Source organism: Candidatus Pelagibacter sp. Uisw_099_02, from assembly GCF_047727625.1.
In the GTDB taxonomy this organism is placed as follows: Bacteria; Pseudomonadota; Alphaproteobacteria; order Pelagibacterales; family Pelagibacteraceae; genus Pelagibacter.
On sequence record NZ_CP159822.1, the window covers coordinates 1,180,920 to 1,203,322 of the forward strand.

General features: G+C 29.4%; 27 protein-coding genes and 2 riboswitches. Of the genes, 10 read left to right on the forward strand and 17 right to left on the reverse strand.

The genetic code is table 11. The features are described from left to right. Window positions 1-26 precede the first annotated feature (26 nt). Genes ABXT47_RS06340 through ABXT47_RS06350 form a run of 3 tightly spaced genes read left to right on the forward strand, consistent with a single transcriptional unit; the run spans window position 27 to window position 2,023 of the window. The gene (locus ABXT47_RS06340) at window positions 27-485 is read left to right on the forward strand and encodes a hypothetical protein (RefSeq protein ID WP_415308285.1); all 459 of its coding nucleotides are present in this window, start codon (window positions 27-29) and stop codon (window positions 483-485) included. Beyond that, on the forward strand, window positions 485-865 hold the full coding sequence (locus tag ABXT47_RS06345; RefSeq protein WP_027306873.1) for a phosphate-starvation-inducible PsiE family protein: 381 nt from the start codon (window positions 485-487) through the stop codon (window positions 863-865). Before ABXT47_RS06340 ends, ABXT47_RS06345 begins: the two co-directional genes overlap by 1 nt. Before the next feature lie 6 nt (window positions 866-871). Continuing rightward, window positions 872-2,023: an FAD-binding domain-containing protein gene (locus tag ABXT47_RS06350; protein ID WP_415308286.1), complete on the forward strand. Its 1,152-nt coding sequence runs from the start codon at window positions 872-874 to the stop codon at window positions 2,021-2,023. Here the strand turns inward: ABXT47_RS06350 and ABXT47_RS06355 are convergent. The 8 genes from ABXT47_RS06355 to ABXT47_RS06390 all read right to left on the reverse strand — a co-directional run bounded on the left by ABXT47_RS06355 (window position 2,018) and on the right by ABXT47_RS06390 (window position 7,793). After that, window positions 2,018-2,737: a type 1 glutamine amidotransferase gene (locus tag ABXT47_RS06355; protein ID WP_415308287.1), complete on the reverse strand. Its 720-nt coding sequence runs from the start codon at window positions 2,735-2,737 to the stop codon at window positions 2,018-2,020. The two genes, ABXT47_RS06350 and ABXT47_RS06355, sit on opposite strands and share 6 nt — an antisense overlap. Window positions 2,738-2,774: 37 nt before the next feature. Beyond that, entirely contained in the window at window positions 2,775-3,383 is a 609-nt protein-coding gene (locus ABXT47_RS06360; RefSeq protein ID WP_415308288.1) for a MarC family protein, read from the reverse strand. 95 nt (window positions 3,384-3,478) lie between these two features. Continuing rightward, window positions 3,479-4,033, reverse strand: coding sequence for an OsmC family protein (locus ABXT47_RS06365; protein ID WP_415308289.1), 555 nt, complete (start codon window positions 4,031-4,033; stop codon window positions 3,479-3,481). A gap of 5 nt (window positions 4,034-4,038) precedes the next feature. Next, window positions 4,039-4,103, reverse strand: a riboswitch (SAM riboswitch). 3 nt (window positions 4,104-4,106) lie between these two features. Further along, complete coding sequence (locus ABXT47_RS06370; protein WP_415308290.1) at window positions 4,107-5,168, reverse strand: homocysteine S-methyltransferase family protein; 1,062 nt, start codon at window positions 5,166-5,168, stop codon at window positions 4,107-4,109. Between the two features lie 69 nt (window positions 5,169-5,237). Next, a riboswitch (SAM riboswitch) is annotated at window positions 5,238-5,303 on the reverse strand. A gap of 130 nt (window positions 5,304-5,433) precedes the next feature. Beyond that, window positions 5,434-5,847: a YqaA family protein gene (locus ABXT47_RS06375; RefSeq protein WP_415308291.1), complete on the reverse strand. Its 414-nt coding sequence runs from the start codon at window positions 5,845-5,847 to the stop codon at window positions 5,434-5,436. After that, window positions 5,844-5,966: a DUF2256 domain-containing protein gene (locus tag ABXT47_RS06380; protein ID WP_415308292.1), complete on the reverse strand. Its 123-nt coding sequence runs from the start codon at window positions 5,964-5,966 to the stop codon at window positions 5,844-5,846. The genes ABXT47_RS06375 and ABXT47_RS06380 overlap by 4 nt, the downstream gene beginning before the upstream one ends. A 1-nt stretch (window position 5,967) precedes the next feature. Further along, window positions 5,968-6,297, reverse strand: coding sequence for a hypothetical protein (locus ABXT47_RS06385; protein WP_415308293.1), 330 nt, complete (start codon window positions 6,295-6,297; stop codon window positions 5,968-5,970). A 5-nt stretch (window positions 6,298-6,302) separates the two neighbouring features. Beyond that, window positions 6,303-7,793 (reverse strand): cryptochrome/photolyase family protein, encoded by a 1,491-nt coding sequence (locus tag ABXT47_RS06390; protein WP_415308294.1) that lies wholly within the window; start codon window positions 7,791-7,793, stop codon window positions 6,303-6,305. A 27-nt stretch (window positions 7,794-7,820) separates the two neighbouring features. Here ABXT47_RS06390 and ABXT47_RS06395 point away from each other — a divergent pair, with 27 nt between their 5' ends. Then, window positions 7,821-8,531 (forward strand): SDR family NAD(P)-dependent oxidoreductase, encoded by a 711-nt coding sequence (locus ABXT47_RS06395; protein ID WP_415308295.1) that lies wholly within the window; start codon window positions 7,821-7,823, stop codon window positions 8,529-8,531. Then, entirely contained in the window at window positions 8,506-9,597 is a 1,092-nt protein-coding gene (locus ABXT47_RS06400; protein WP_415308296.1) for a PQQ-dependent sugar dehydrogenase, read from the forward strand. The genes ABXT47_RS06395 and ABXT47_RS06400 overlap by 26 nt, the downstream gene beginning before the upstream one ends. 13 nt (window positions 9,598-9,610) lie before the next feature. On the opposite strand, the gene ABXT47_RS06405 is transcribed toward ABXT47_RS06400, so the two are convergent. The 3 genes from ABXT47_RS06405 to ABXT47_RS06415 are packed head-to-tail and all read right to left on the reverse strand — an operon-like array spanning window position 9,611 to window position 11,076. Continuing rightward, window positions 9,611-10,258, reverse strand: a complete 648-nt coding sequence (locus ABXT47_RS06405) for a class I SAM-dependent methyltransferase (protein ID WP_415308297.1) — start codon at window positions 10,256-10,258, stop codon at window positions 9,611-9,613. A 27-nt stretch (window positions 10,259-10,285) separates the two neighbouring features. Continuing rightward, entirely contained in the window at window positions 10,286-10,453 is a 168-nt protein-coding gene (locus tag ABXT47_RS06410) for a hypothetical protein (protein ID WP_415308298.1), read from the reverse strand. A gap of 5 nt (window positions 10,454-10,458) precedes the next feature. Next, a complete protein-coding gene (locus ABXT47_RS06415) occupies window positions 10,459-11,076 on the reverse strand; it encodes an arylesterase (protein ID WP_415308299.1) in 618 nt (205 codons plus the stop codon). Between ABXT47_RS06415 and ABXT47_RS06420 the strand changes: the two genes are divergently transcribed. Together ABXT47_RS06420 and ABXT47_RS06425 are read left to right on the forward strand one after the other, a co-directional pair. Continuing rightward, on the forward strand, window positions 11,075-11,740 hold the full coding sequence (locus tag ABXT47_RS06420) for an ABC transporter ATP-binding protein (protein WP_415308300.1): 666 nt from the start codon (window positions 11,075-11,077) through the stop codon (window positions 11,738-11,740). The two genes, ABXT47_RS06415 and ABXT47_RS06420, sit on opposite strands and share 2 nt — an antisense overlap. Next, the gene (locus tag ABXT47_RS06425) at window positions 11,724-14,258 is read left to right on the forward strand and encodes an ABC transporter permease (RefSeq protein WP_415308301.1); all 2,535 of its coding nucleotides are present in this window, start codon (window positions 11,724-11,726) and stop codon (window positions 14,256-14,258) included. The genes ABXT47_RS06420 and ABXT47_RS06425 overlap by 17 nt, the downstream gene beginning before the upstream one ends. 39 nt (window positions 14,259-14,297) lie before the next feature. On the opposite strand, the gene ABXT47_RS06430 is transcribed toward ABXT47_RS06425, so the two are convergent. The 5 genes from ABXT47_RS06430 to hemC are packed head-to-tail and all read right to left on the reverse strand — an operon-like array spanning window position 14,298 to window position 18,151. Next, window positions 14,298-15,143, reverse strand: coding sequence for a bifunctional 5,10-methylenetetrahydrofolate dehydrogenase/5,10-methenyltetrahydrofolate cyclohydrolase (locus ABXT47_RS06430; RefSeq protein ID WP_415308302.1), 846 nt, complete (start codon window positions 15,141-15,143; stop codon window positions 14,298-14,300). Window positions 15,144-15,152: 9 nt separating this feature from the next. Further along, window positions 15,153-15,443, reverse strand: coding sequence for a YggT family protein (locus ABXT47_RS06435; RefSeq protein ID WP_415308303.1), 291 nt, complete (start codon window positions 15,441-15,443; stop codon window positions 15,153-15,155). Further along, a complete protein-coding gene (locus ABXT47_RS06440) occupies window positions 15,440-16,525 on the reverse strand; it encodes a mechanosensitive ion channel family protein (RefSeq protein ID WP_415308304.1) in 1,086 nt (361 codons plus the stop codon). Before ABXT47_RS06440 ends, ABXT47_RS06435 begins: the two co-directional genes overlap by 4 nt. A 2-nt stretch (window positions 16,526-16,527) precedes the next feature. Then, window positions 16,528-17,226 (reverse strand): uroporphyrinogen-III synthase, encoded by a 699-nt coding sequence (locus tag ABXT47_RS06445; RefSeq protein ID WP_415308305.1) that lies wholly within the window; start codon window positions 17,224-17,226, stop codon window positions 16,528-16,530. Between the two features lies 1 nt (window position 17,227). Continuing rightward, window positions 17,228-18,151 (reverse strand): hydroxymethylbilane synthase, encoded by a 924-nt coding sequence (gene hemC / locus ABXT47_RS06450; RefSeq protein ID WP_415308306.1) that lies wholly within the window; start codon window positions 18,149-18,151, stop codon window positions 17,228-17,230. Window positions 18,152-18,210: 59 nt separating this feature from the next. Here hemC and tsaD point away from each other — a divergent pair, with 59 nt between their 5' ends. The 3 genes from tsaD to acs are packed head-to-tail and all read left to right on the forward strand — an operon-like array spanning window position 18,211 to window position 21,735. Beyond that, complete coding sequence (gene tsaD / locus ABXT47_RS06455) at window positions 18,211-19,284, forward strand: tRNA (adenosine(37)-N6)-threonylcarbamoyltransferase complex transferase subunit TsaD (protein ID WP_415308307.1); 1,074 nt, start codon at window positions 18,211-18,213, stop codon at window positions 19,282-19,284. Continuing rightward, window positions 19,284-19,697, forward strand: coding sequence for an EVE domain-containing protein (locus ABXT47_RS06460; RefSeq protein WP_415308308.1), 414 nt, complete (start codon window positions 19,284-19,286; stop codon window positions 19,695-19,697). The genes tsaD and ABXT47_RS06460 overlap by 1 nt, the downstream gene beginning before the upstream one ends. Window positions 19,698-19,710: 13 nt before the next feature. Beyond that, window positions 19,711-21,735, forward strand: coding sequence for an acetate--CoA ligase (gene acs, locus ABXT47_RS06465; RefSeq protein ID WP_415308309.1), 2,025 nt, complete (start codon window positions 19,711-19,713; stop codon window positions 21,733-21,735). Here the strand turns inward: acs and ABXT47_RS06470 are convergent. After that, on the reverse strand, window positions 21,732-22,355 hold the full coding sequence (locus tag ABXT47_RS06470) for an esterase (protein ID WP_415308310.1): 624 nt from the start codon (window positions 22,353-22,355) through the stop codon (window positions 21,732-21,734). The genes acs and ABXT47_RS06470 overlap by 4 nt on opposite strands. Window positions 22,356-22,403: the final 48 nt, after the last annotated feature.

Consider the following 22,403-nt stretch of genomic DNA (forward strand, 5'->3'; position numbering starts at 1 on the left):
AACGTATAAATATCTATTCTGGTTGAATGGAAGCACTAAAAAATTGGATGATAGATGCAGCAAATATTTTATTTGATGACAGTAAAAACGACCTAAGATCTTTGCCAAGATCTGTGAGATTGCAAATTTTATTAGTTCTAAGCTTCGTTTGGACAACTGTTTTTAGTTTATATATTTTTTCTTATACATCTTTTGCCTTTGGTTGGGCTGGTCTTTATATAGCACACATCGGACTTATTTTTGCAGTCTACATGACATTCAAGCATTTTCATAAAGCAGAAGCACAATCTGGTAGTGTTTTCAAAACCAAAAATTTTGATCCGTTTAAAATCATGGTTATTGTATTTGTAATTGTATTTATCTTTGTATTTTCTAAGGGAATAGAAATTTTAACAAGTCCTAACCCTAGCTCTTATTCAATTCCATATGATGGTCCATCAAAATCAGTGTTTGAAAAATGGCTACCATTTAGTAAAGATAAGTAATGGATAAAATAGCAAAAAATTTACAGTTAGCACTAATGTGCATTATTTTAGTAAGTACTGTAATTGCAGTTGGTATGGAAATTAATAATATGTTTCTAAATCAATCTGTAATGCTAGCAGATTTACTTTTAATGTTTCTTTATTTAGAAGTCTTAGCAATGGTTCGTGTTTTTTGGAATCAGCAATCAATCAGTATAACTTTGCCTCTTTTAATTGCCATCACGGCTCTTGCACGATTTATTATATTGCAAGGAAAAGAAATGGATCCATCAGCATTAGTCTATGAAGCTATAGCTATAGTTTTAATTGCATCTGCAATAGTTATTCTTAGATTGAGACATAGTGATAAATTAGGCCTTAAGAAAAGAAAATCTAAATAATTTAAAATGATATTTAAAGCTTCAAGGGCTAAAGCCGTTGATCAATTAAATAATTTTATTGAACAAAATCTTACAGATTATTCAAAACTAAGAAATTTTGATTTTGGACCTGATAATAGATCTAATATTTCTTGTTTATCTCCCTATATAACCCACGGAACAATTAATGAATTAGAAGTAATTGATAAATCCCTTAAAAAGTTTTCATTTGCAAAAAATGAAAAATTTATTCAGGAAGTTCTGTGGCGTGTTTATTGGAAAGGTTGGTTAGAATTAAGACCAAATGTTTGGTCAGATTACTTAGTAGAATTAAGTAAAGTTAAAGATGAATTTAAAAATAATCAAAATTATCTTAATGCTATTGAAGGCAAAACTAACATGGATTGCTTTAATCAATGGGTAATTGAACTTAAAGAAAACAATTATCTTCATAACCACACAAGAATGTGGTTTGCGAGTATTTGGATTTTTACACTAGAATTACCATGGCAATTGGGAGCTGAGTTTTTTATGCAACATCTTTATGATGGTGATGCTGCATCTAACACACTTGGTTGGAGGTGGGTAGCTGGAGTTCAAACTCAAGGTAAACATTATTTAGCAAGTGAGTGGAATATAAATAAATTTACCAATAATAAGTTTAAAAACATAAAACTTAATGAAAATGCTTCACCAATATTTAGTGATAAAACTTACTCCATTAATAAAAAAGATTTTTTAAACTCTGAAATTTTAGAGGGTAAAACTTTATTAATATTTGAAAACAATATGGCCTTTGAATTCTCAGATTTTAAAGAACATAAATTTAAAAAAGCTTTATTAGTTTCCAACAGCAACGAGAATAGGTTTATTAAATTAAGTGAAAAAGTATTAGATTTCAAAGCTAATCTCTTAGAAGATCAAAAAACAAGATTAGAAAAAAAATCAATTGATTGTGAAATTATTAATATTAATGATTTAAAGAATATTACAGAAGAAGTCTATGCTCTTTATCCGACTGTTGGTGAAAATTTAGATTTTATTAAATTAAACGATTTAAAAAATATTAAATTTTTATACAGAAAATTAGATCAATTTTCTTGGCAATATTGCAATAAAGGTTTTTTTAATTTCAAAAATTATATTCCAAAAATTATTGCTAATTTTAACTTTTTATAAAAGTTTTTTAAAATTACTGTAAAGAATTTTAGAATAATTATTCATATCGAACATATTATCTTTAGCAGCATTATCAAATTTTTCTAAAGCCTCATTTCCTAATTGATCCTCAAGCACTTTTTTATACTCAGGCACACAACCCCACTCTTTAACTGTTGTGTCTTTAATCTCGATATGAAATTGAATTCCATAAGCATGATTTTGATATTTAAAAATTTGATATTTGGTTACAGGCGATGAGGCCAACAAAGTAATATCTTGATTATTCTCTATCCCTTGCACCTCATAAGAGTGCCATTGTAAACTTTTAATTTTTTCTGGAAACTTTGAAAATAAATTATCTCTCACTTTGTTTTTACTAAAATTTACATCCATAATGCCAATCTCAGCAGGATTTGACTTAACTATTTTACCTCCAACAACTTCACCTAATAATTGACAGCCTAAACAAAAACCTAAATAAGGTTTTTTTAAATCAACTACAAATTCTTTAATTCTTTTTTTCTCTTCAATTAACCAAGGATATTCTTCTTCCATAAAAGTATCCATTGGACCTCCCATACAAAACATTCCATCAAATTTACTTAGATCATTAGGAATTTTTTCACCTTCATCTAATTCTATTGTAGTTAGATTAAATCCATCAGCCAACATTAAATCCTTGATAAATCCTGGGTCTTCAATCTTAATGTGTTGTAAGACAATTATATTCATTACTAAATTTATATAGAATGAACCCTATAACAATATTTTAAGCTAAAAAAGTCTTTATCCCGTCTAAAATGTATTGAACACTTAGTCCAACTAGAATGATTGCTATCACTCTTGAAATAACGCTAATAACTTTTTTATTTATTAATTGTGAAAACTTTGAAGCAGTAAAAAAAAATATAAAAGTTAAAATTAAAACTGAAGCTAAAGCAACCATTCCAACAGATTGGTTTGTAAAATTATTTCCCATATCTGAAACCGAGACAATAACGGATGTGATTGCAGCAGGTCCTGCTATAATAGGTGTTGCTAAAGGAAATACACTTACATTTTCAGAATTAAAATCAATGTCATCTTCTTTTCTTTGCTGTCTTTTATCAAATAACATTTCCATAGAAATTATTAATAAAATGATACCTCCACCAATTGTAAATGCTGGAAAAGATATATTCAAATAACTTAATAAAGTGCTTCCAAGAAATGCAAAGAATAGCAATATGATTGATGCAATTATTGTTGCACTCAATGCAGTTTTAACTCTTTGTTGGCTGCTCATGTTTTGAGTTACTGCTAAGAATAATGGTGTATTTCCTAGTGGATCTATAACAATAAAATATAAAAAGAAAGTTTGAATAAATATTTCAAGCATTAGCTTGTGTAACATAGTTACCTAAACTTAGTAAGCCTAGGTAACTAAATATTTATGATTAAGCACTATTTTTCATAAGGCCTAAATTATGTTAGCTAAGCAACACTTGCTCTTTGTTCAGTTTGTTCTTTATTAACAAAAGCACTCTGAGTAACCTTTTGAAATAATTTAATAGGAACTCCTTTTGATAAAATATCTAATACTGGACAATGTGTATTTACCGTATCAATTAATTTATCTATTTCAGTTTTAGGTGAAGACGATTTAATATCAACAGTGCCAGAAATAGATTGAAAGCCAGGTCTAGTATCTTTATTTAAAGCTAAAAAACCCTGAAGATCTAATTCACCTTTTAAATTAACACTAACACTCTCAATATTAATACCAGCGGCTGTAGCAAATGCTTTATACGTTATCTCCTGACACGTTGCTAAAGCTGCTAAAATCAACTCTACTGGACTGGGTCCTTCGTCTTTTCCACCAAAACTTTTGGGTTCATCAACAACTAATTTATGTTCTCTAAGAGTGACCACAGATTGAAGTCCTTCTTTAAGAATTGAGTTGCTTTCATATTGGACTACAGCATTTTTTGGATTAGCTGTAAAATCCTTCTGTAGATTACTTATTGTTTCTTTTAGATTATTACTCATTTTTTTATCTCCTGTTTTAGTGCTTCGACATATGTCAGGCGCACAATTTAGTTAAATGCCCTTCTTAATTTGTTTATGCTTTGTCTCCATATTCAGTCATATGTTTTGGAATTCTTTTATTTTTTCCATACATAAAATGATTTTCCATATTCTCTCGGTATTTACTTGCTGGAACAGTTAAACCAATCGACTCAGCAACTTCCCTAATCAACATTGGGTTTGCTCCACAGCATACCCCTAAATAATTAATACCTAGCTCATAAGCATCTTTTGCAAATTTACCTATTTCATATCTATTACAAAAGTGTGGGTCCAATGCTGTTGGAAACGTTCTTCCATGAGGTGATGGACACTGACAATTACTTCTGTCTGGTAGATTAAAAAATGTTGGGTAATCTTCACTGGTTCTATAAGGAATAGGTAAAGCTCCAACATGACATTTAACTGCTTCTCTAATTTCTTTTAAAAAAGGAAACATTGTAGCTGGCCCCCTAAAACAATTTAAACCAACAACATCAGCTCCACGTTGTTCAAGTTCTTTGCAGGTATCAACAACAGATTTTCCATCTCTCATTTTATTTTCACCCATTGGAGAAATTGTTAGAACTGTTGGCAAGCCTGTTTTTTTCATAACCTCAAGTGCTTTAAAAGCTTCTTCAGCATAATAAAAAGTTTCACCAATCAACATATCAGCCCCTTCCTCAACAGCCCAACCAACCATCTCTGTAAACATTCCTTCAACTGTTTTTTGAGATTGTGGATCGTTATGTTTCCAAATATTTGAATTTGAAATATTACCTGCCATCAAATTTGGTTTAGACCCTTTAGGTGTATCTAGCGCTACTTTTTTTGCAATCTTAAGTGCTGATCTATTTAAGGGCTCAAGAAGTTCTTCCTTACCAATAACTCGCATTTTTTCTCTGTGTCCATTATAAGTAAAGGCTTCAACAACATCAGATCCCGCATGTTGAAATTCTCTATGTAAATTTTCAAGAACTTCTGGATGGTCTAATGAAACCATTGGGACAAACTCTCCAGATGACATGTATCCACGTCTTTCTATCTCAAATAAAAAACCTTCTGCACATATAACAGGTCCTTTATCTAATCTTTCTTTTAATCTATTTGTACTCATTTTTTTTCTCCAAGTTTTTTGGAGAAAAAAGGTAACAAACTAACAAGAGGGTTAAATCCATAGGCCTCTTTTCTCCTTTTTAGTGCTTAAGCAAAATGCAGGGCGCACAATATGGTTCAACTGCCCGATTTAATTTTATGAAAGATAAAAAAAAACCACCTGTCTAAAGCGGTGGTTGAAGTGTCGCTTTAGCAGGATTTATAAAGCGCTCTGCAAGTAAACTTAACTCAGCGCAAATACATATAACTACTTATTTCGATAACTGTCAAATAAAATAATAAATAATAAAGTATCTACTAACTTTACCAATTATGACCAAAATCAAAAACTCCGTAAATTTAACCCTAAGTAATCCTGCTGCTAATGTTAATGGATCTCCAATAATCGGTACCCAGGCAAACAATAATGACCATTTACCAAATTTATCAAACCATTTTGAAGAGCTTTCAATTTGTCTACCTTTAAAAGGAAACCATTTTTTTGTGGTAAAATTTCTTGAATAAAACCCTAAGATCCAATTAACAACTGATCCCAAAACATTTCCAAAACTTGCAACAATTAATAATAGTAAATTATCATAATTAGATGTTGCAATTAAGCCAGCCAACATAAGTTCTGATGACAGAGGTAAGATTGTTGCTGCTAAAAAAGATATAGTAAATAAAGATAAATAAATCACTTAGAACACTTTTTAGAACAGTATTTGACTTTATCCCAATTTAATTTCCATTTCTTACGCCATGTAAAAGGTCTTTTACAAGTAAGACAAATCTTTGATGGTAAATTATTTTTCTTCAATTTAATATTCTTTATAATTTTTTTGCCAAAGTCCTATAGCTTCTTTCCAAGATGGTATTTGATCACCTTCATAGCCATAGGTTGATCCAGTTGCAATTGATCTAAAATTTTTCATTGCTTTGGCGTGTACCTTACTTGTTAAATATTGAATCATCATATTTCTATCTTTCCATGCTGTTATTGTATGTTGATAACCATTTACTTTTTTTGTTTCACAAAATAAATTACCTTCTGCTTTTTGAGCTGCTCTAAAGGCTGGTATTGTAAGTATCCAAAACTTTATTTCAGATAAAAAATTTTTTGTTTTTAATCCTGTTATTGAAATATACATATAATCTAGTTTGTATTTAATTTTATAAACTTGTCAGCTTCAGATAAAATCATTTTCTTTCTTTCATCTTTCATTTTATCAAAAACGTAAACCATCATTGATAATCTGGGGTTCTTTAAAAAAAATTTTCTATTTTTATCTATAAATCTCCAGTACAGGCCATCCATCGTATTGCACCATTCCCCTTTTTTAAAATCCATCATTTTCATAAAATAACTTGATCCACAAATGTATGGTTTCGTTGCAAAAATACCTCCATCACTAAATAAGCCCATTCCATAAACATTAGGAACCATCACCCAGTCAGATGAGTCCACAAACATTTCCATAAACCACTTATAAACATAAGTTGGTTTCACTTCACAAAGGTTCATTATATTTGATAAAATCATCAATCTTTCAATATGATGAGACCAGCCATGGCTAACTGCATTCTTAATTGCATGATCCAGTGGTGGCAAACCTGTTGTGCCCTCATACCAAGATTTTTTCATTTTTCTATTATGTTTAAAAAAATTTTTAGTTTCCATTTCATCAGAATAACCTTGATAAATTCCACGCATAAACTCTCTCCAGCCTATTATTTGGCGAATATAACCTTCAAGCGAGTTCATTCTAATTTTGTGTTTTTTATGAAATTCTAAAATTTTTTGAATAATAATTTCAGGAGTTATCAATCCTAAATTAATGTACGGACTTAATGCACTGTGAAATAAAATATTATCTTTTTGATTAACAGCATCTTCATAGTCACCAAATAAATTTGATTTTTCTTTAATAAAAAAATCTAAAAGCTTAACAACATCACTATATTCAGTGGCAAGCCAAAAATCATTTATGCTACCAGGATGATCTTTAAATAATTTTTCAATAATTGGTTTTAATTTTTTAGTATGATTGGTTTCGTTAATTTTTGGGAATTTAGGTATGGAAATATCTTTAGGTAGTTTGTTTCTATTGTCTTCATCAAAACTCCATTTGCCCCCAATAGGGTTTCCATCTGCTCCCATTAATATTCCAGATTTTTTACGAACCTCTTTGTAAAATGTTGCCATAAAAGGTTTTTTTGATTTTGCTAAATAACTTTTAAACTCATTTCTTGAGTTTAAAAACATTGGAGTTTGAACAATATTCCAATTTATTTTTTCTTTTTTTAAAAATTTAGAAATTTTCTTTTCAAAAAATTTATCCTCAACCTCAAAGCTTGAAATTTCAGTAATTTTTTTTTGATTAACGATAGTTTTTAATTTCTTAAAATAGGTATCTTTAAAATCTTTGTCTTCAATTTTAGAATATTCAACTTTGTATTTATTCGCTTTAAGCATATCCGCATAAGACCTCATAGAAGATAGAAATAGCAGTATCTTTTGCTTATGATGCTTTTCATAAGTACATAATTCGTAGTCTTCTGCCATATAAAAAGAGTGGTCCTTTTTGTAGCGGTCTACGTATTTTGGTGGAAATAACTGATTGCCGAGTATAAAAAATAATTTCATATTTTAATATAACTAAATAAAAATTATATGTCAGAAAAATATCTTATTTTTGGTGCAACAGGTTCTGTAGGTTCTAGCTTAGCTGAACAATTAAAAAATTCAGGTAATGATATTCATCTAGTTGCAAGAAATGAAAGTGAAGTTAAAGCAATCGCAGAAAAATTGGGTTGCTCTTATACAGTTGCTGACGTTTTAGAGGATGGGTTTATAGAAAGAGTAAAATCAGATATTAATGATATCAAAGGTGTCGCTTACTGTGTGGGCTCTATTGATTTAAAACCATTAAGAATGGTTACAGAAGCTGATATGAATAAATGTATGAAACTAAACCTTTACTCAGCTATTGAGACTATAAAAGGATTTCAAGAAAGTTTAAAAAAGAATAAAGGCTCAGTAGTTTTATTTTCAACTGTTGCCGCTCAAAGAGGTTTTACTAATCACACAATTATTGCCTCTGCTAAAGCTGCTGTTGAAGGGTTAACTGTTACACTGGCTGCTGAGTTTGCTCCACATATTAGGGTAAATTGTATTGCACCAAGTTTATCAAAATCTAAAATCGCAGAGCCAATGTTAAAAAATCCTGCAATTGCAGAAGGAATTGCTAAAGCTCATCCTCTTAAAAGATTGGGTGAAGGAAAAGATTCTGCAGCGCTTGCTAAATTTTTAATTACTGAAGAGAGTTCTTGGATTACTGGACAGATAATAGCTGTTGATGGTGGTAGATCAAAACTTTCTTAAGGTGAAAAAATATTTTTTATTAATATTTTTTTTTCTTTTATTTGCTTCAAAAAGCTATTCCAACAATTATACATTCACTAAAATAATAGTATTAGATGAGCCTTGGGGATCTTCATTTATTAATAATAATGAAATCATTATTACTGAAAAAAGTGGAAAAATTAAAATTGTTAATGTTATTTCAAAAGAAGTTACAGAGATTAAACATAATCTTAATTTTCTAGAGGTTGGCCAAGGTGGATTATTAGATATTATTCACCAAGATAATACACTATGGATTTCTTATTCAGAAAATAGGGGGAATTCGAAAACAAGTACATCAATTGCAAAAGCACAATTAAATAAACAAGAATTAGATTTTAAGAATATTTTTCAAGCAAACCCTCCAATAGATTCTGGTTATCATTTTGGTTCAAGATTAGCGATTAAGGGTGATTATATTTATGCATCAGCTGGCGAACGAGGCCAAGGCATGATTGCTCAAGATCCCACAAAACATCCTGGTAGTATTATTAGAATTCACACTGATGGCAGTATTCCAAAAGATAATCCAAAATTTGAAGGTAAGAAAAAGTGGTTACCTGAAATCTATCAAATAGGTGTTCGTAATCCACAAGGTTTAACACTCTCTGATTATGATGGAAAAATATATTTAAGTAATCACGGGGCAAGAGGTGGCGATTGGTTTGGAGAAACTAAAAAAGGAGAAAATTATGGATGGAAAATTTTAGGCTGGGGTGGAAAAAATTACTCAGGGACAAAGATAGGTCCTAAATGGAAGCCAGGTTTTACTAAAGCGATTCAATATTGGGTACCTTCCATAGCTACTAGTGCTATTACAATTTATAAAGGAAATGAATTTAAAGAATGGAATGGGCATGCACTAGTTACTTCTTTAAAAGACAAATCTTTAAGGAAATTAATATTTAATGATCTAACTAATGTGAAAGAAGATCTTATATTTAAAAATAATGTTGGAAGAATAAGAGATATTCAAATTCATCCGTCAAATGGTAAAATATTTTTCTTAAGTGAAAATGCTTTATGGTTGATGGAGAAAAGTTAATCTTGATTAGAAATTAAATTTTATAGTTTTTTAAAGAGGACTCCCAAATATAATCGTAATGAATTTTAAATTTTTTAAATTTTTTTTTTACAGCTTTTTTAACACCCCAAGGTGTACCCAAAGTATAACCATCATAAAAATCATCTCCTGAAAATACAATATTTTCACTTCCAAGTTTCTTACAAATATCTATTGCTTGAAATGTTGTGTTATAATCATGCCCGATATCAATATAAGCAAAGTCAAGCTTTGATTTTAGCTTTTTTATTTTTAAAAAATCACCCTTAATAAAAGTTACATTTTTTTTACAACCAAGCAATTTTACTATTTTTTTTGAATTTTGGATTGATGGCTCTAAAATATTTGTATCTTGTTGCCATATTTTTTTATTACCTACTTTTCTAAATGGAGTTTTAAAATCAAATAAATCTATAGCGTAAATATGAAAATCTTTACCATTGTTTTTTTTTAAAGCTGAGCACATATATCCTAGGTCTCTACCTCTATAAACACCAAGTAGAGCTATGTTTTTAAATTTTTTTTTTCTTGAGAATACTTCTTGAAAAAAATTCCAATGCCTTTTATTTGACCAACCCTCACAAAGATAGTTGATCATTTTTTTTTCAAAAGAAAAAAATTTTATTTTATTATAAATATGCATAGCCATATTGAGAATGTAAAAATTATCTTAGTCACTAATTATATTATTTAATGGAGTAATCTCTCCAAGCTTAAATATTATAGCATCTTCTTTACTAAAACCATATTTTTCTACACTAACTTTAAATCTTACAGGTGACCTTTCTGGTTCTCTAAAAGTTCCATCTGATAAGTGATGATAAGGTTTTTTGTCCATAGTTATTAATTAGAAGAAATATCTTTTAAAATAATTTCCTGTAAAGTTTTACTAATAATAATTGTACCTTTTTCATTTGGATGCATTCCATCACTTAAATTTAAATCAGGTTTTAAAGCAACACCCTCTAGTAAAAAAGGTATCAATTGTAAATTATATTGCTTTGACAAATCTGGATAAATTTGATCAAAATTATTTTTATATTCAGTCCCATGGGAAGTTGGTGCAATCATGCCTGCCAAAATTACTTTAATATTATTGTCTTGTGCAGTTATTATTATTTTTTCTAAATTCTTTTTAGTCTCTTTGGGCTGAATGCCTCTGAGCATATCATTTGCACCAAGACCTAAAATTACTAAATCAATATTAGGCTCGGAAAGTGTCCATTCAATTCGGTTTACACCACCAGAAGAGGTGCTTCCAGAAACACTACCATTGACTACTTCAATTTTATAACCTTCGGATATTAATTTTTCTTGTAAAATTACCGATAAATGATGTTCGTTCTTTAAGCCGTACCCAGCCATCAAACTATCACCAAATAGCATAATTTTTTCTATTGCAGATACTTTTATAGTAACTAAACAGAATATAATTATTTTAATAATAAAACTTTTATTCATGACTACTCTTCTTAAATTAAAAAAGATTAATCTTAAATACCAAACTAACAAAGAAACCATAAAAGTTTTAAACAATATTGATTTAACAACGAAGAAAAAGGATACTATCTCTATTGTTGGTGAAAGTGGCTCAGGAAAAACTAGTTTAATTATGTTAATTGGAGGTTTAGAGAAAGCAACCTCAGGACAAATTTATTTCCAAGACCAAGATTTAACTACTCTTTCTGAGGATGAAGTTTCTGAAATAAGAAGAAAAAGTATTGGAATTGTATTTCAATCTTTTTATTTAATTCCAAATTATACAGCAGTTGAAAATGTAGCTTTAACCTTAGAGCTAAACAAGCTTAAAAACCCTGAACAACAAGCAAAAGAATTATTAGATCGATTTGGATTAAAGAAAAGGTTTAATAATCTACCAAGTCAATTGTCAGGTGGAGAACAACAAAGAGTAGCTATAGCAAGAGCAATAGCCATGAAACCTCAATTAATATTAGCTGATGAACCAACTGGTAATCTGGATAGTGAAAACTCAATAATGATATCAAATATATTATTTAAGTATGTCAAAGAAGAGGGTTCTTCTTTAATCATGGTAACTCACGATCCAAAGTTAGCCAATAAAGCAAAAAGAAAAATTAAAATTAAAGATGGAAAAATTGCTTAAAATTTCTGAATTTAATTTAATTTTAAAATATGCTTTTAGAGATCTTGTTAGAAACTATCGCAAAATTTTTAGTATTATCCTCACTTTATTTATCAGTCTTTTTATTTTAAGTGCGATTTTAACTATTGAAGATAGTTTAAAAAAAGAACTAGATGATAATGCTAAATCTTTATTAGGGGGAGATGTTGAAATTGATTATAATAGAGTGAAGGGAAATTTAGAATTAGTTGATAAAGTAAGAAAGTTTACAACAATTTCTGTAATGGTTGAATTTACAACCATGGTCTCATCAGTAAATGTTAATAATCAATCATTATTCACTCGAATTAAAACTGTTGATAAAAAATACCCACTATATGGAGAAGTTGTTCATGAGCCTGTTGGAGCAATGGATAGAATTCATCAAGAAAAAAATACCATTATTGTTAATGAAAATATCTTTAAAACTTTAAATCTCAAAGTGAATGAAAAAATTAAAGTCCAAAATAAGTTATTTACAGTAGTTGGAGTGATAAAATCACTACCTGATGTAAGTGGCTTTGTAGCATTTGGTGATTTTGCAATAACAAGTAAAGAAACTTTAGAACTATTAAAACTTAATAGTTTGGGTAGTTTTTTAAATTATGAATATAAGGTTAAATTTAATGAAGGAGACAACACAAAAGTAACTAGGAATAAAATTAAGGAAATATTTAAAGATGATCTTACAGTAAGACTACGTTATCCTGAAAATTCAGCTAGCGGTCTTAGAAGAATAATTGATAATTTTTCACAATTTTTATCTCTTGTATCTATTAGCGCTATGTTAATTGCTGGTATTGGTATCGCAAATACCCTGTTATCTTTTATTAATCAAAGCAATATGTCTATTGCAGTGAAGAAAGCTTTGGGGTTTTTTTCATTAAACATAAAAACAATATATTATCTGCAATTATTAATTTTACTTACTTTTGTAAGTGTTGCTTCATATGCTTTAAGTTTTTTATTGGTTCCTGTAGCTGATATATATTTATCTGAGGGTCTAGGATTAAATATTAAACCTTTATTTTCATTGACTAATTTTATTAAAATATTTCTTGTTGGCATGTTGGTGTTAATCATTTTTTCCATTCCAACCATTAATGCAATTGATCAAGTAAAAGCTTCTAACTTATTTAGAAATGTATTTCAAAATTTACAATTTTATTATTCAAAAAAGTCTATTTTTGTAAGTTTATTATTTTTATCAGCTTTAATGATGTTATTCATCATTGGCTCAGCAAGACCTTTATATAGTTTGTTTTATTTTATAGCTTTTTTTATTTGTTTAATTGTTTTTTTCTTACTTTCAAAATTTATTGTTTTTTTATTAAAAAGTTTAAAAAATATGTCTAATATTCCTCTTAAAATTTCAATTAAGAATATTACTCAAACAAAAGGCATTACTCCAATCACAATTATGTCTTTGGGTTTGGGCGTTACTTTATTATTAACACTAGCATTAGTTGGTACAAATTTTAAAAGAGAAATTGCAAAATCTATTCCTGAGATTGCACCTGATTATTTTTTTATTGGGATTCAGAACTCTGATCGAGATTTATTTGAGAGTGCAATTACTAAAATGGATTCTAGTGCAAAATTAGAAATAGTACCTTTGGTTGCGACAGGCATTGTTAAGATTAATGGAATAGATCCAAGAACTTATATTAAACAAGACAACAATAGTTATTGGGTAATTGGAAGTGATCGGCGTTCATCATGGGCCACTGAAGTTCCTGAAGACAATCCAATAACCAAAGGTGAATGGTGGGATTTATCAATACCTAACAAACTTCAAATTTCATTAGATAGTGAAGTTGCAAAAGATTTTAATATAAAGTTAGGAGATATTTTTACACTTAATATTTATGGAAGAGAGATTGAAGGAAAGATAGTTAATTTTAGAGCAGTTGATTATAGAGATTTATCTATAAATTTTGCTATGTTGTTCAATCCACAATTTGCAAACACTATTCCACACGAATATTTAGCAACAGCTAAATTTGAGGATCAAACAAAATTCAAAGAAACCAAACTACTAGAAATACTACCAAGTATTTCAATTATAAGAATTGCTGATTATCTTACAAAAGTAACTAATATATTAAATAAAGTTTTTATCGCTGTAATTTTGATTTCAGCAATTACAATTATTATAGGCTTAATTGTTATTTCTAGTGCAATTATTGTACAAGGTAAGATTAAAGAGTTTCAAAACTTAGTTTTTAAAATTTTAGGTTTTTCAAAAAAAGAAATTATTCTATCTTCTGTTATAGAATTTGTTTTAATATTTTTTTCAGTAATACTAATCGCAATATTTTTTGCTGTAATTGGCTCTTATTATGTTATTGAAAACATCTTTCAATTAGTTTGGCAATTGGATTTGCAAATATTATTTAACATTAGTGGAAGTATTGGTTTGATAACGTTAGCTTTAATTATGTTAACAAATTTAAAATATTTAAACCCAAAAGTTTATCCCCTGATTAGAAATCAATAAAAAATTAATCTTAATTTGATAAAATATCTTTTAAAGAATCTATTTCTGAGATCTTTTAAAACACTCAATAGTATTCTTTAACAAGCAAGCAATTGTCATTGGTCCTACTCCACCTGGAACAGGTGTCAAAGCACTTGCAACTTTTGAAACCTCATCAAATGCAACATCTCCAACAATACCTTTGTCAGTTTTATTTATTCCAACATCAATTACAATTGCATCTTTTTTAACCCAATCAGCTTTTACAAGCTCTGGAATACCGACTGCAGCAACAATAATGTCTGCTTCTAAACATTCTGCTTTTAAATCTTTTGTTCTTGAATGAGTAATTGTTATGGTACAATTTTCTTTTAAAAGCAACTGTGCCATTGGTTTACCATTTAGATTTGATCTACCAATCATAACAGCTTTTTTTCCACTCAAATTAGGCTCAATTTTTTTAATCATTAAATAACATCCTAAAGGTGTGCAAGGAACTGAACTTTCGTAACCTGATGAAAGATTTCCAACATTCATTGGGTGAAATCCATCAACATCCTTTCCAGGTAAGATAGTTTCAATAACTTTTTGTTTATCTATGTGTTTTGGTAATGGTAATTGAACTAAAATTCCTGAAATACTTTCATCTTTATTTAGCTCTTCAATTTTGTCTAATACTGTTTTTTCTTCCACAGTACCTGGATATCTAATTACTTCAGATTTTAACCCAACTTCATTCGCAGCTTTTTCTTTCATACGTACATAAATTTGACTAGGGGCCATATCTCCAATCAATATTACTGTAAGTCCTGGAATTTTATTATGTTTAACTTTTAGTTTTACAACCTCTTGTCTCAATTCTTCTCTAAGTTCAGCTGCTATTTTTTTTCCATCTATTAAAATCATATAATTTCCTTAAAAAATCATTGGTGCAATGTAAAGCTTCATACACATTTCTATAAACCAAATCAATAACAGTAATACTACCGGCGCAATATCCAGTGATCCTAAGTTAGGAAGAAATCGTCTTATCCTATGAAGCATCGGCTCAGTTAATCGATAAGTCATTTCTAGTATTGAATAAACAAACCTATTTTGAGTATTTATAATATTAAAGGAAACTAACCAGCTGATAACTACATTTGCAATCACCACATAAGAATAAAGCTTTAATATTTGAAGAGCTAAGTAAAAAATAGCTATCATTTTTTTTCAATATAAATTGACTGACTTGGGAAAGCAAAAGCTGCACTATTCCTTTCTACAATTTGTTTTATTTCAATTGCAAGTTTTTCTTTGACTTCTAGCCATGTAGCAAAACTATTAGAGGTAGTAAAACATCTAACTCTCATATCTATAGAGCTATCTGAAAACTTTTCAACTCTCACTGCAATCCCAACAGCTTTATCAAAATCATCACTTTTTTTGATATGTTCTTCAATTTCATTTCTTATTTTTTTTAGTTGATCAACTGTAGTGTCATATTGAAGAGTTATTGCCCAGTCTATTCTCCAGTTAGTAGTTTCACTAATATTTATAACTGCATTCTCAGCAAATTGAAAATTAGGAATTATAGCTAAAGATTTATCAAACTTTCTTAAAACAGTTGACCTAAAACCGATTTTTTCAACGATACCTTCAATGATACCTTCTACTAAAATCCAGTCTCCAATCTTAAATCTTTTTTCTACTAATACTAAAATTCCTGAAATTAAATTTTTAAATAAATCTTGAGCACCTAAAGCGACAGCGACACCAAATAAACCAAGTCCAGCAATAATTGGTCCTATCTTTATTCCCCAAAGTTCAAGAACAGCAGCTAAACCTAAAATAAAAATTAAAATTTTTAAAGATTTAATAATCCAACCAATTAACTCACGAGTTAACATTTTATCTAACCCACTTAAAATATAAGAAATTGGTTCAACAATTTGATGTATTAACCAGAAAATTAAAATAGTGATCAGTGTTCTGTTAATTGTATCAACTACAGCTCTAGCATCTTCACCAAAAGACATATAGTAGCTTGCAATAAAAAATCCCAAAACGATTGGTAAAAATCTAGCAGGTCCCACCATTGCATGAACAAAAGTGTCATCTAATTTATTTGTAGTTCTCTTTGCGATGGCTTCTAGTCTTTTAATAATAACTTTACTTATTATTCCTCTAAAAACTAAGAAAATAAAAAATATTCCTATACCAATAAGTATTTGAAAAATATCAACTCCACGAATTCCATTAGACCAAACAGAAATAAACAGGTCGCTAAAATTATTAAATATGTCCATAATTAAATTTTATATAGCAAAAATTCTTCTTCTCCAGGGTTAAAAAGGAAAATTTTTTTCCACTTAATTTCGTTAAGAGTTGCGGAGGTTTTTTCGCCAATGCACATTAAATTTGTATTCATCCATAGGGTTTCTAGCTGATAATTCTTAATTATTTTTAAAAAGTTAATGGCACTATTTTGTGAGTAAATGTAAGTAATTTCTGGCATTTTTAATTTTAATTTTTCAATAAAGTCTTCATCATACTTTTCAATTGAGTTGGCTCTATAGTTAATTACCCGCTCTATAGTGTAACCATTTGAAATTAGATCTTGATCTAAATTACTAGAGATGACTTCCCCACTAACATAAAGTAGTTTTCCTTCGGAAGAGTTAAAATTTAGTAAAATCAATTCCTTTAAATTATTTACATTACCATCAGCAGCAAAGACACTTTGAAAGCCAACACTTCTAGCTTTCTTTTCGGTAGCACTTCCAACACAAAAACATGCAATTTTTTTATCAATACTTTTTATATCTAAAAATTTAACAGCATTAGCACTTGTAAGAATAATCCCTCCAAACTCTGAATAATTTGGAGCTTCATATTTTAAACCTTCAATATCGATTAAAGGTAAATGAGATATTTCATGACCAAGTGATTGAAATTTTAAAATCATTTCATGACAATCTTCTAATGGTCTTGTGAACAAAATATGCATATTATTTTTTATAAGAATTATTAGATATCTTTTTGAGAGTTTTTCCCATCTCTATTCCCAATTCATTAGCTTTATCTACATTTTCAGATGATTTTAAGTAGAACCTTTTGCTACCATCTAATGAAAAAAGCTCTGCTTCAAGATTAATTTTATCACCATCAATACTGGCGAATACTCCTACTGCCGTTTCACAATCTCCTTCTAAAACCTTTAAAACATTCCTTTCAGCTTTTATAGAGCTATGAGTTGATTGGTGATTGATTTTTTTTAATAATTTAATTAAATCTTCATCATTATTTCTGCATTGTAAAGCAATAACTCCCTGCCCCGCACAAGGTATTATTTCATTTGTAGAAAAAGTTTGAGATATATTTTGATTTAAACCTAGGGAATCAATTCCTGCATAAGATAAAATAATTGCGTCATATAAATTCTCATTAAGTTTTTTTATTCTTGTATCAACATTTCCTCTTATTAATTTACACTCAAGATCTTTTCTTATTTTTTTTATTTGAAACTCTCTTCTAAATGAAGAAGTCCCAACGATTGCATTTGGAGCTAAATCTTTTAAATTTTTATTATCTGTACTAATTAAAATTTCTCTAGGGTCATTTCTTTCCAAAAAACAATTTGTTAATAATCCTTCGGTTTCTGCAGAGGGCATGTCTTTTAGTGCATGAACGGCTATGTCTATTTTATTATTTAATAATTCTACTTCAATAGTTTTTGAAAAAAGACCCTTGCCTCCCACTTCAGACAATCTTTTATCTTGAACTTGATCTCCTTTAGTTATAATTTTTTCAATAGTTACTTCTTCAATTCCAAAATCTTTTGCATATGTTAGAATTTTTTCCCTAGCTTTTTCAGCATAGATCAGGGCTAATTTACTTCCTCTTGAGCCTATAATAATTTTTTTATTTTTCATTTATTTGCTTTATACTTCATATTTATATTGAGATTGTATTATTAATAAAAACTAATTTAATGAATAAAAAGCCCATAATACTAGGAATTGAATCAAGTTGTGATGAAACAGCTGCTTCTATCATAACTGAAAATGAGCAAGGCATCCCAACAATTTTATCAAATATTGTTTCGAGCCAGGTTGATGTTCATAAAGAATTTGGGGGGGTTGTTCCTGAACTTGCTGCAAGATCACATATAGAAAAAATAGACTCAATCACAAAAAAAGCTATTGATGATAGTGGAATAAAAATAGAAAACATAGATGCTATAGCATCAACTGCTGGACCTGGTCTTATAGTTTGTTTATCAGTTGGTTTAAGTTTTGGAAAAGCAATGGCTTCTTCACTTAACAAACCTTTCATTGCTGTTAATCATTTAGAAGGTCATGCATTAAGTCCTAAACTAAATTCTGAATTAAACTACCCCTACCTGCTACTTTTAATTTCTGGAGGACACACTCAATTTTTAAGTGTTCAAGGTTTAGGAAATTACAAAAGATTAGGAACAACTATTGATGATGCTGTGGGTGAAGCTTTTGATAAAACAGCTAAATTATTAGGTATAGAGTTTCCTGGAGGACCCCAAATAGAAGTATATGCAAAAAAAGGTGATCCTGAGAAATATGAATTGCCCAAGCCTATTTTTCATAGGGGTGGGTGCAATTTATCTTTTGCAGGGTTAAAAACTGCTGTTTTAAAAATTTCAAAGCAAATTAAAACAAATCAAGAAAAATATGATTTAGCAGCATCTTTTCAAAGAACTATTGAAGAAATATTATATAAGAAAAGTAAAATTGCTTTTGAAGAATTTAAAAAAATGAATCAAATAAGTAAAAATAAATTTGTAGTTGCAGGTGGTGTTGCTGCAAATAAAAGAATTAGAGAGGTATTAACTAACCTTTGTGAGGAAGAAAACTTTGAGGCAATCTTCCCTCCAATTAACCTGTGTGGAGATAATGCTGCAATGATTGCAATGGTTGGATTAGAAAAATTTAAATTAAAACAGTTTAGTGGATTAGATAGTCCTGCAAAACCTAGATGGCCTTTAGATGAAGATGCTGCTTTTTTAAAAGGTGCTGGAGTAAGATTGTAATGAAATACTGGTTAATGAAATCAGAGCCTGATGTTTGGTCAATTGACCAACAAAAAAAGGCTGGAGCAAAAGGTGCTCCATGGGATGGAGTAAGAAATTACCAAGCAGCTAAAAATTTAAAAGAAATGAAAAAAGGAGATCTTTGTTTTTTTTATCACTCAAACATAGGAAAGGAGATTGTTGGTGTAGTTGAGATTATTAAAGAAGCTTTTATAGATAAAACTGATAAAAATGCTCGTTTTGTAGCAGTTCAGGTAAAATTTAAGGAGAAGCTAAAAAAGACCGTAACACTTGAAGAAGTTAAAAAAAATAAGAATCTTAGTCATTTACCACTCATTAAACAGAGTAGATTGTCTGTCATGCCAATTGACTCTAAAAGCTGGAAAATTTTAAATAAGATGAGTAATATTTAGATATAAAAATTTCATGCCAAAACAAAAAAAAATAAAACCTATTAAAAAAAAGATTCCTAAAAAATCTAAAGCCAAAAAAAAAGTTTTAAAAAAAATAGAAGAGAAAGAATTAGTTTTTAAAACTAAACCTGAATGGGTAAAAAGTGCTTTAGTAAATAAATCAAAATATCAGAAAAAATATTCAGACTCAATTAAGAATAATGATGGGTTTTGGAAAACAGAAGGAAAAAGGATAACTTGGATCAAGCCATACAAAAAGATTAAAAATGTTAAATACAGTAAAAAAGAAGTTAGAATTAAATGGTATGAGGATGGAACATTAAATGCTTCGGCCAACTGTATAGATCGTCATCTTAAAGATAAAAAAGATAAAACTGCTATTATTTGGGTTGGTGATGATCCAAAAGATACAAAAAAGATTTCATATAAACAGTTACATCGAGAAGTCTCTAAAGCAGCAAATGGTTTAAAAAAACTAGGTATTAAAAAAGGTGATAGGGTTACAATTTATTTAACCATGATTCCTGAGCTTGCAATTACTATGCTTGCATGTGCAAGAATTGGAGCTGTTCACTCAATTATTTTTGGTGGGTTCTCAGCTGACTCTATTACTACTCGAATAAACGACTGTGAATCTGAATTTATAATTACTGCAGATGAAGGTGTTAGAGCTGGTAAAAAAATTCCTTTAAAAGAAATTACAGATGAAGCTTTAAAAAAATGTCCAAATGTTAAAAAATGTATTGTTGTAAAAAGAACAGGAAGTAAGATTGACTGGATTAAAGGCAGAGATATTTGGTATAACGATTTAATTAAAGATGTATCAAGCAAGTGCGAGCCTGAAGAAATGAATGCTGAAGACCCTTTATTTATTCTTTATACTTCTGGATCTACTGGAAAACCCAAAGGAGTTTTGCATACAACGGGAGGTTATATGGTGTATGCCTCTATGACCCATCAGTATGTTTTTAATTATAAACCTAAAGATATATATTGGTGCACAGCTGACATTGGTTGGGTAACAGGTCACAGTTACATAATTTATGGACCTCTTGCTAATGGAGCAACAACAATAATGTTTGAAGGCGTTCCAACTTACCCTGATAGTTCAAGGTGGTGGCAGATAATTGATAAATATAAAGTTAATATTTTTTATACAGCACCAACTGCTATTAGAGCTTTAATGAGAGAGGGAGATAAACCTGTTAAAAAAACTTCAAGAAAATCCCTAAAATTATTAGGAACTGTAGGAGAACCTATCAATCCAGAAGCTTGGATGTGGTACTATAAAACAGTTGGCAACTCTAAATGCCCTATAGTTGATACTTGGTGGCAAACTGAGACTGGTGGAATTTTAATTAGTCCACAAACTGGGGCTATGAATTTAAAACCTGGGTCTGCAACTAAGCCGTTTTATGGAATTAAACCTTCCATAGTTGATAAAAATGGAAAAGAAATAAAAGGTTCTGGTGAAGGAAGATTGTGTATTTCACAATCTTGGCCTGGGCAAATGAGAACTGTTTATGGTGACCACCAAAGATTTATTGATACTTATTTTTCTCAATTTGATGGGAAGTATTTTACTGGTGATGGAGCTAGAAGAGACAAGGATGGGTACTACTGGATTACAGGGCGTGTTGATGATGTAATTATAGTATCTGGTCACAATTTGGGAACTGCTGAAATAGAAAGTGCTTTCGTTGCTCATCCAAAAGTTGCTGAAGCTGCAGTTGTTGGATACCCTCATGATATCAAGGGTAATGGTTTATACTGTTACGTTACTTTAAATTTGGGAGAAAAATCAGATTTAGATCTTGAAAGAGATCTTAAGCTTTGGGTTAGAAAACAGATTGGTCCTCTTGCTACACCAGACATTATTCATTTTTCACCTGGGCTTCCTAAAACAAGATCTGGAAAAATTATGAGAAGAATTTTAAGAAAAATTGCTGCTAATGAACACAGTCAACTAGGTGATACGACAACCTTAGCTGACCCAAGTGTTGTACAAAGTTTAGTAGATAATAGAAAAAATATTTAAATCTTAATTAATTTCGCAAACTCATCTTTAATGTTGTCCCATTTCAAAATCATAGAGTTTAAAACTATTTTTCTATCTAAAGTTTTTAGCTCTTCGGCTACTGGTGCCCATTTATATAAGGTTAGTGCGCTTTCATTAAATGGCCAAGATTTATAATATGTATTCCAATCAATTTTTTTTAATCGTTCTATAAATTTTTCTTTTGCTAATACAATAATCTCTTCGGGCATTCCATTTTTAGTTTCCTTGGTCAAAATTTCATCATAAATTTCATTAGCTTTATCCATGTCCTGATAATTATGAAAAACATTCAGGTATGACAGGCTATAAAAAGTAAGATCTTGAAGTGATATTGCATAAATGTTCCATTTTGCTTTGTTTATAGATGCTAAAAATATTTCATCATCAAAGTGTAACACCCACTTTGTTCCCATTCTTGTTTTCAAGTAATTATATAAAGTGACCTGTGATACCCAGGCTGATTTGGTTTGAATAAAGAGTGTAAGGTCTTCTATATTATTGATTTTTTTCTTTGGAAGAATTTCTTTAAATAGGGCAAACAAATAAACTCTAAAATCTTCAAGTTTTATATCTTTTAATTTAAGTTTATATTTAAGCACTTTTTATCTACTCCTAATCTTTATATAATACAAAAATGGTGCTAATAG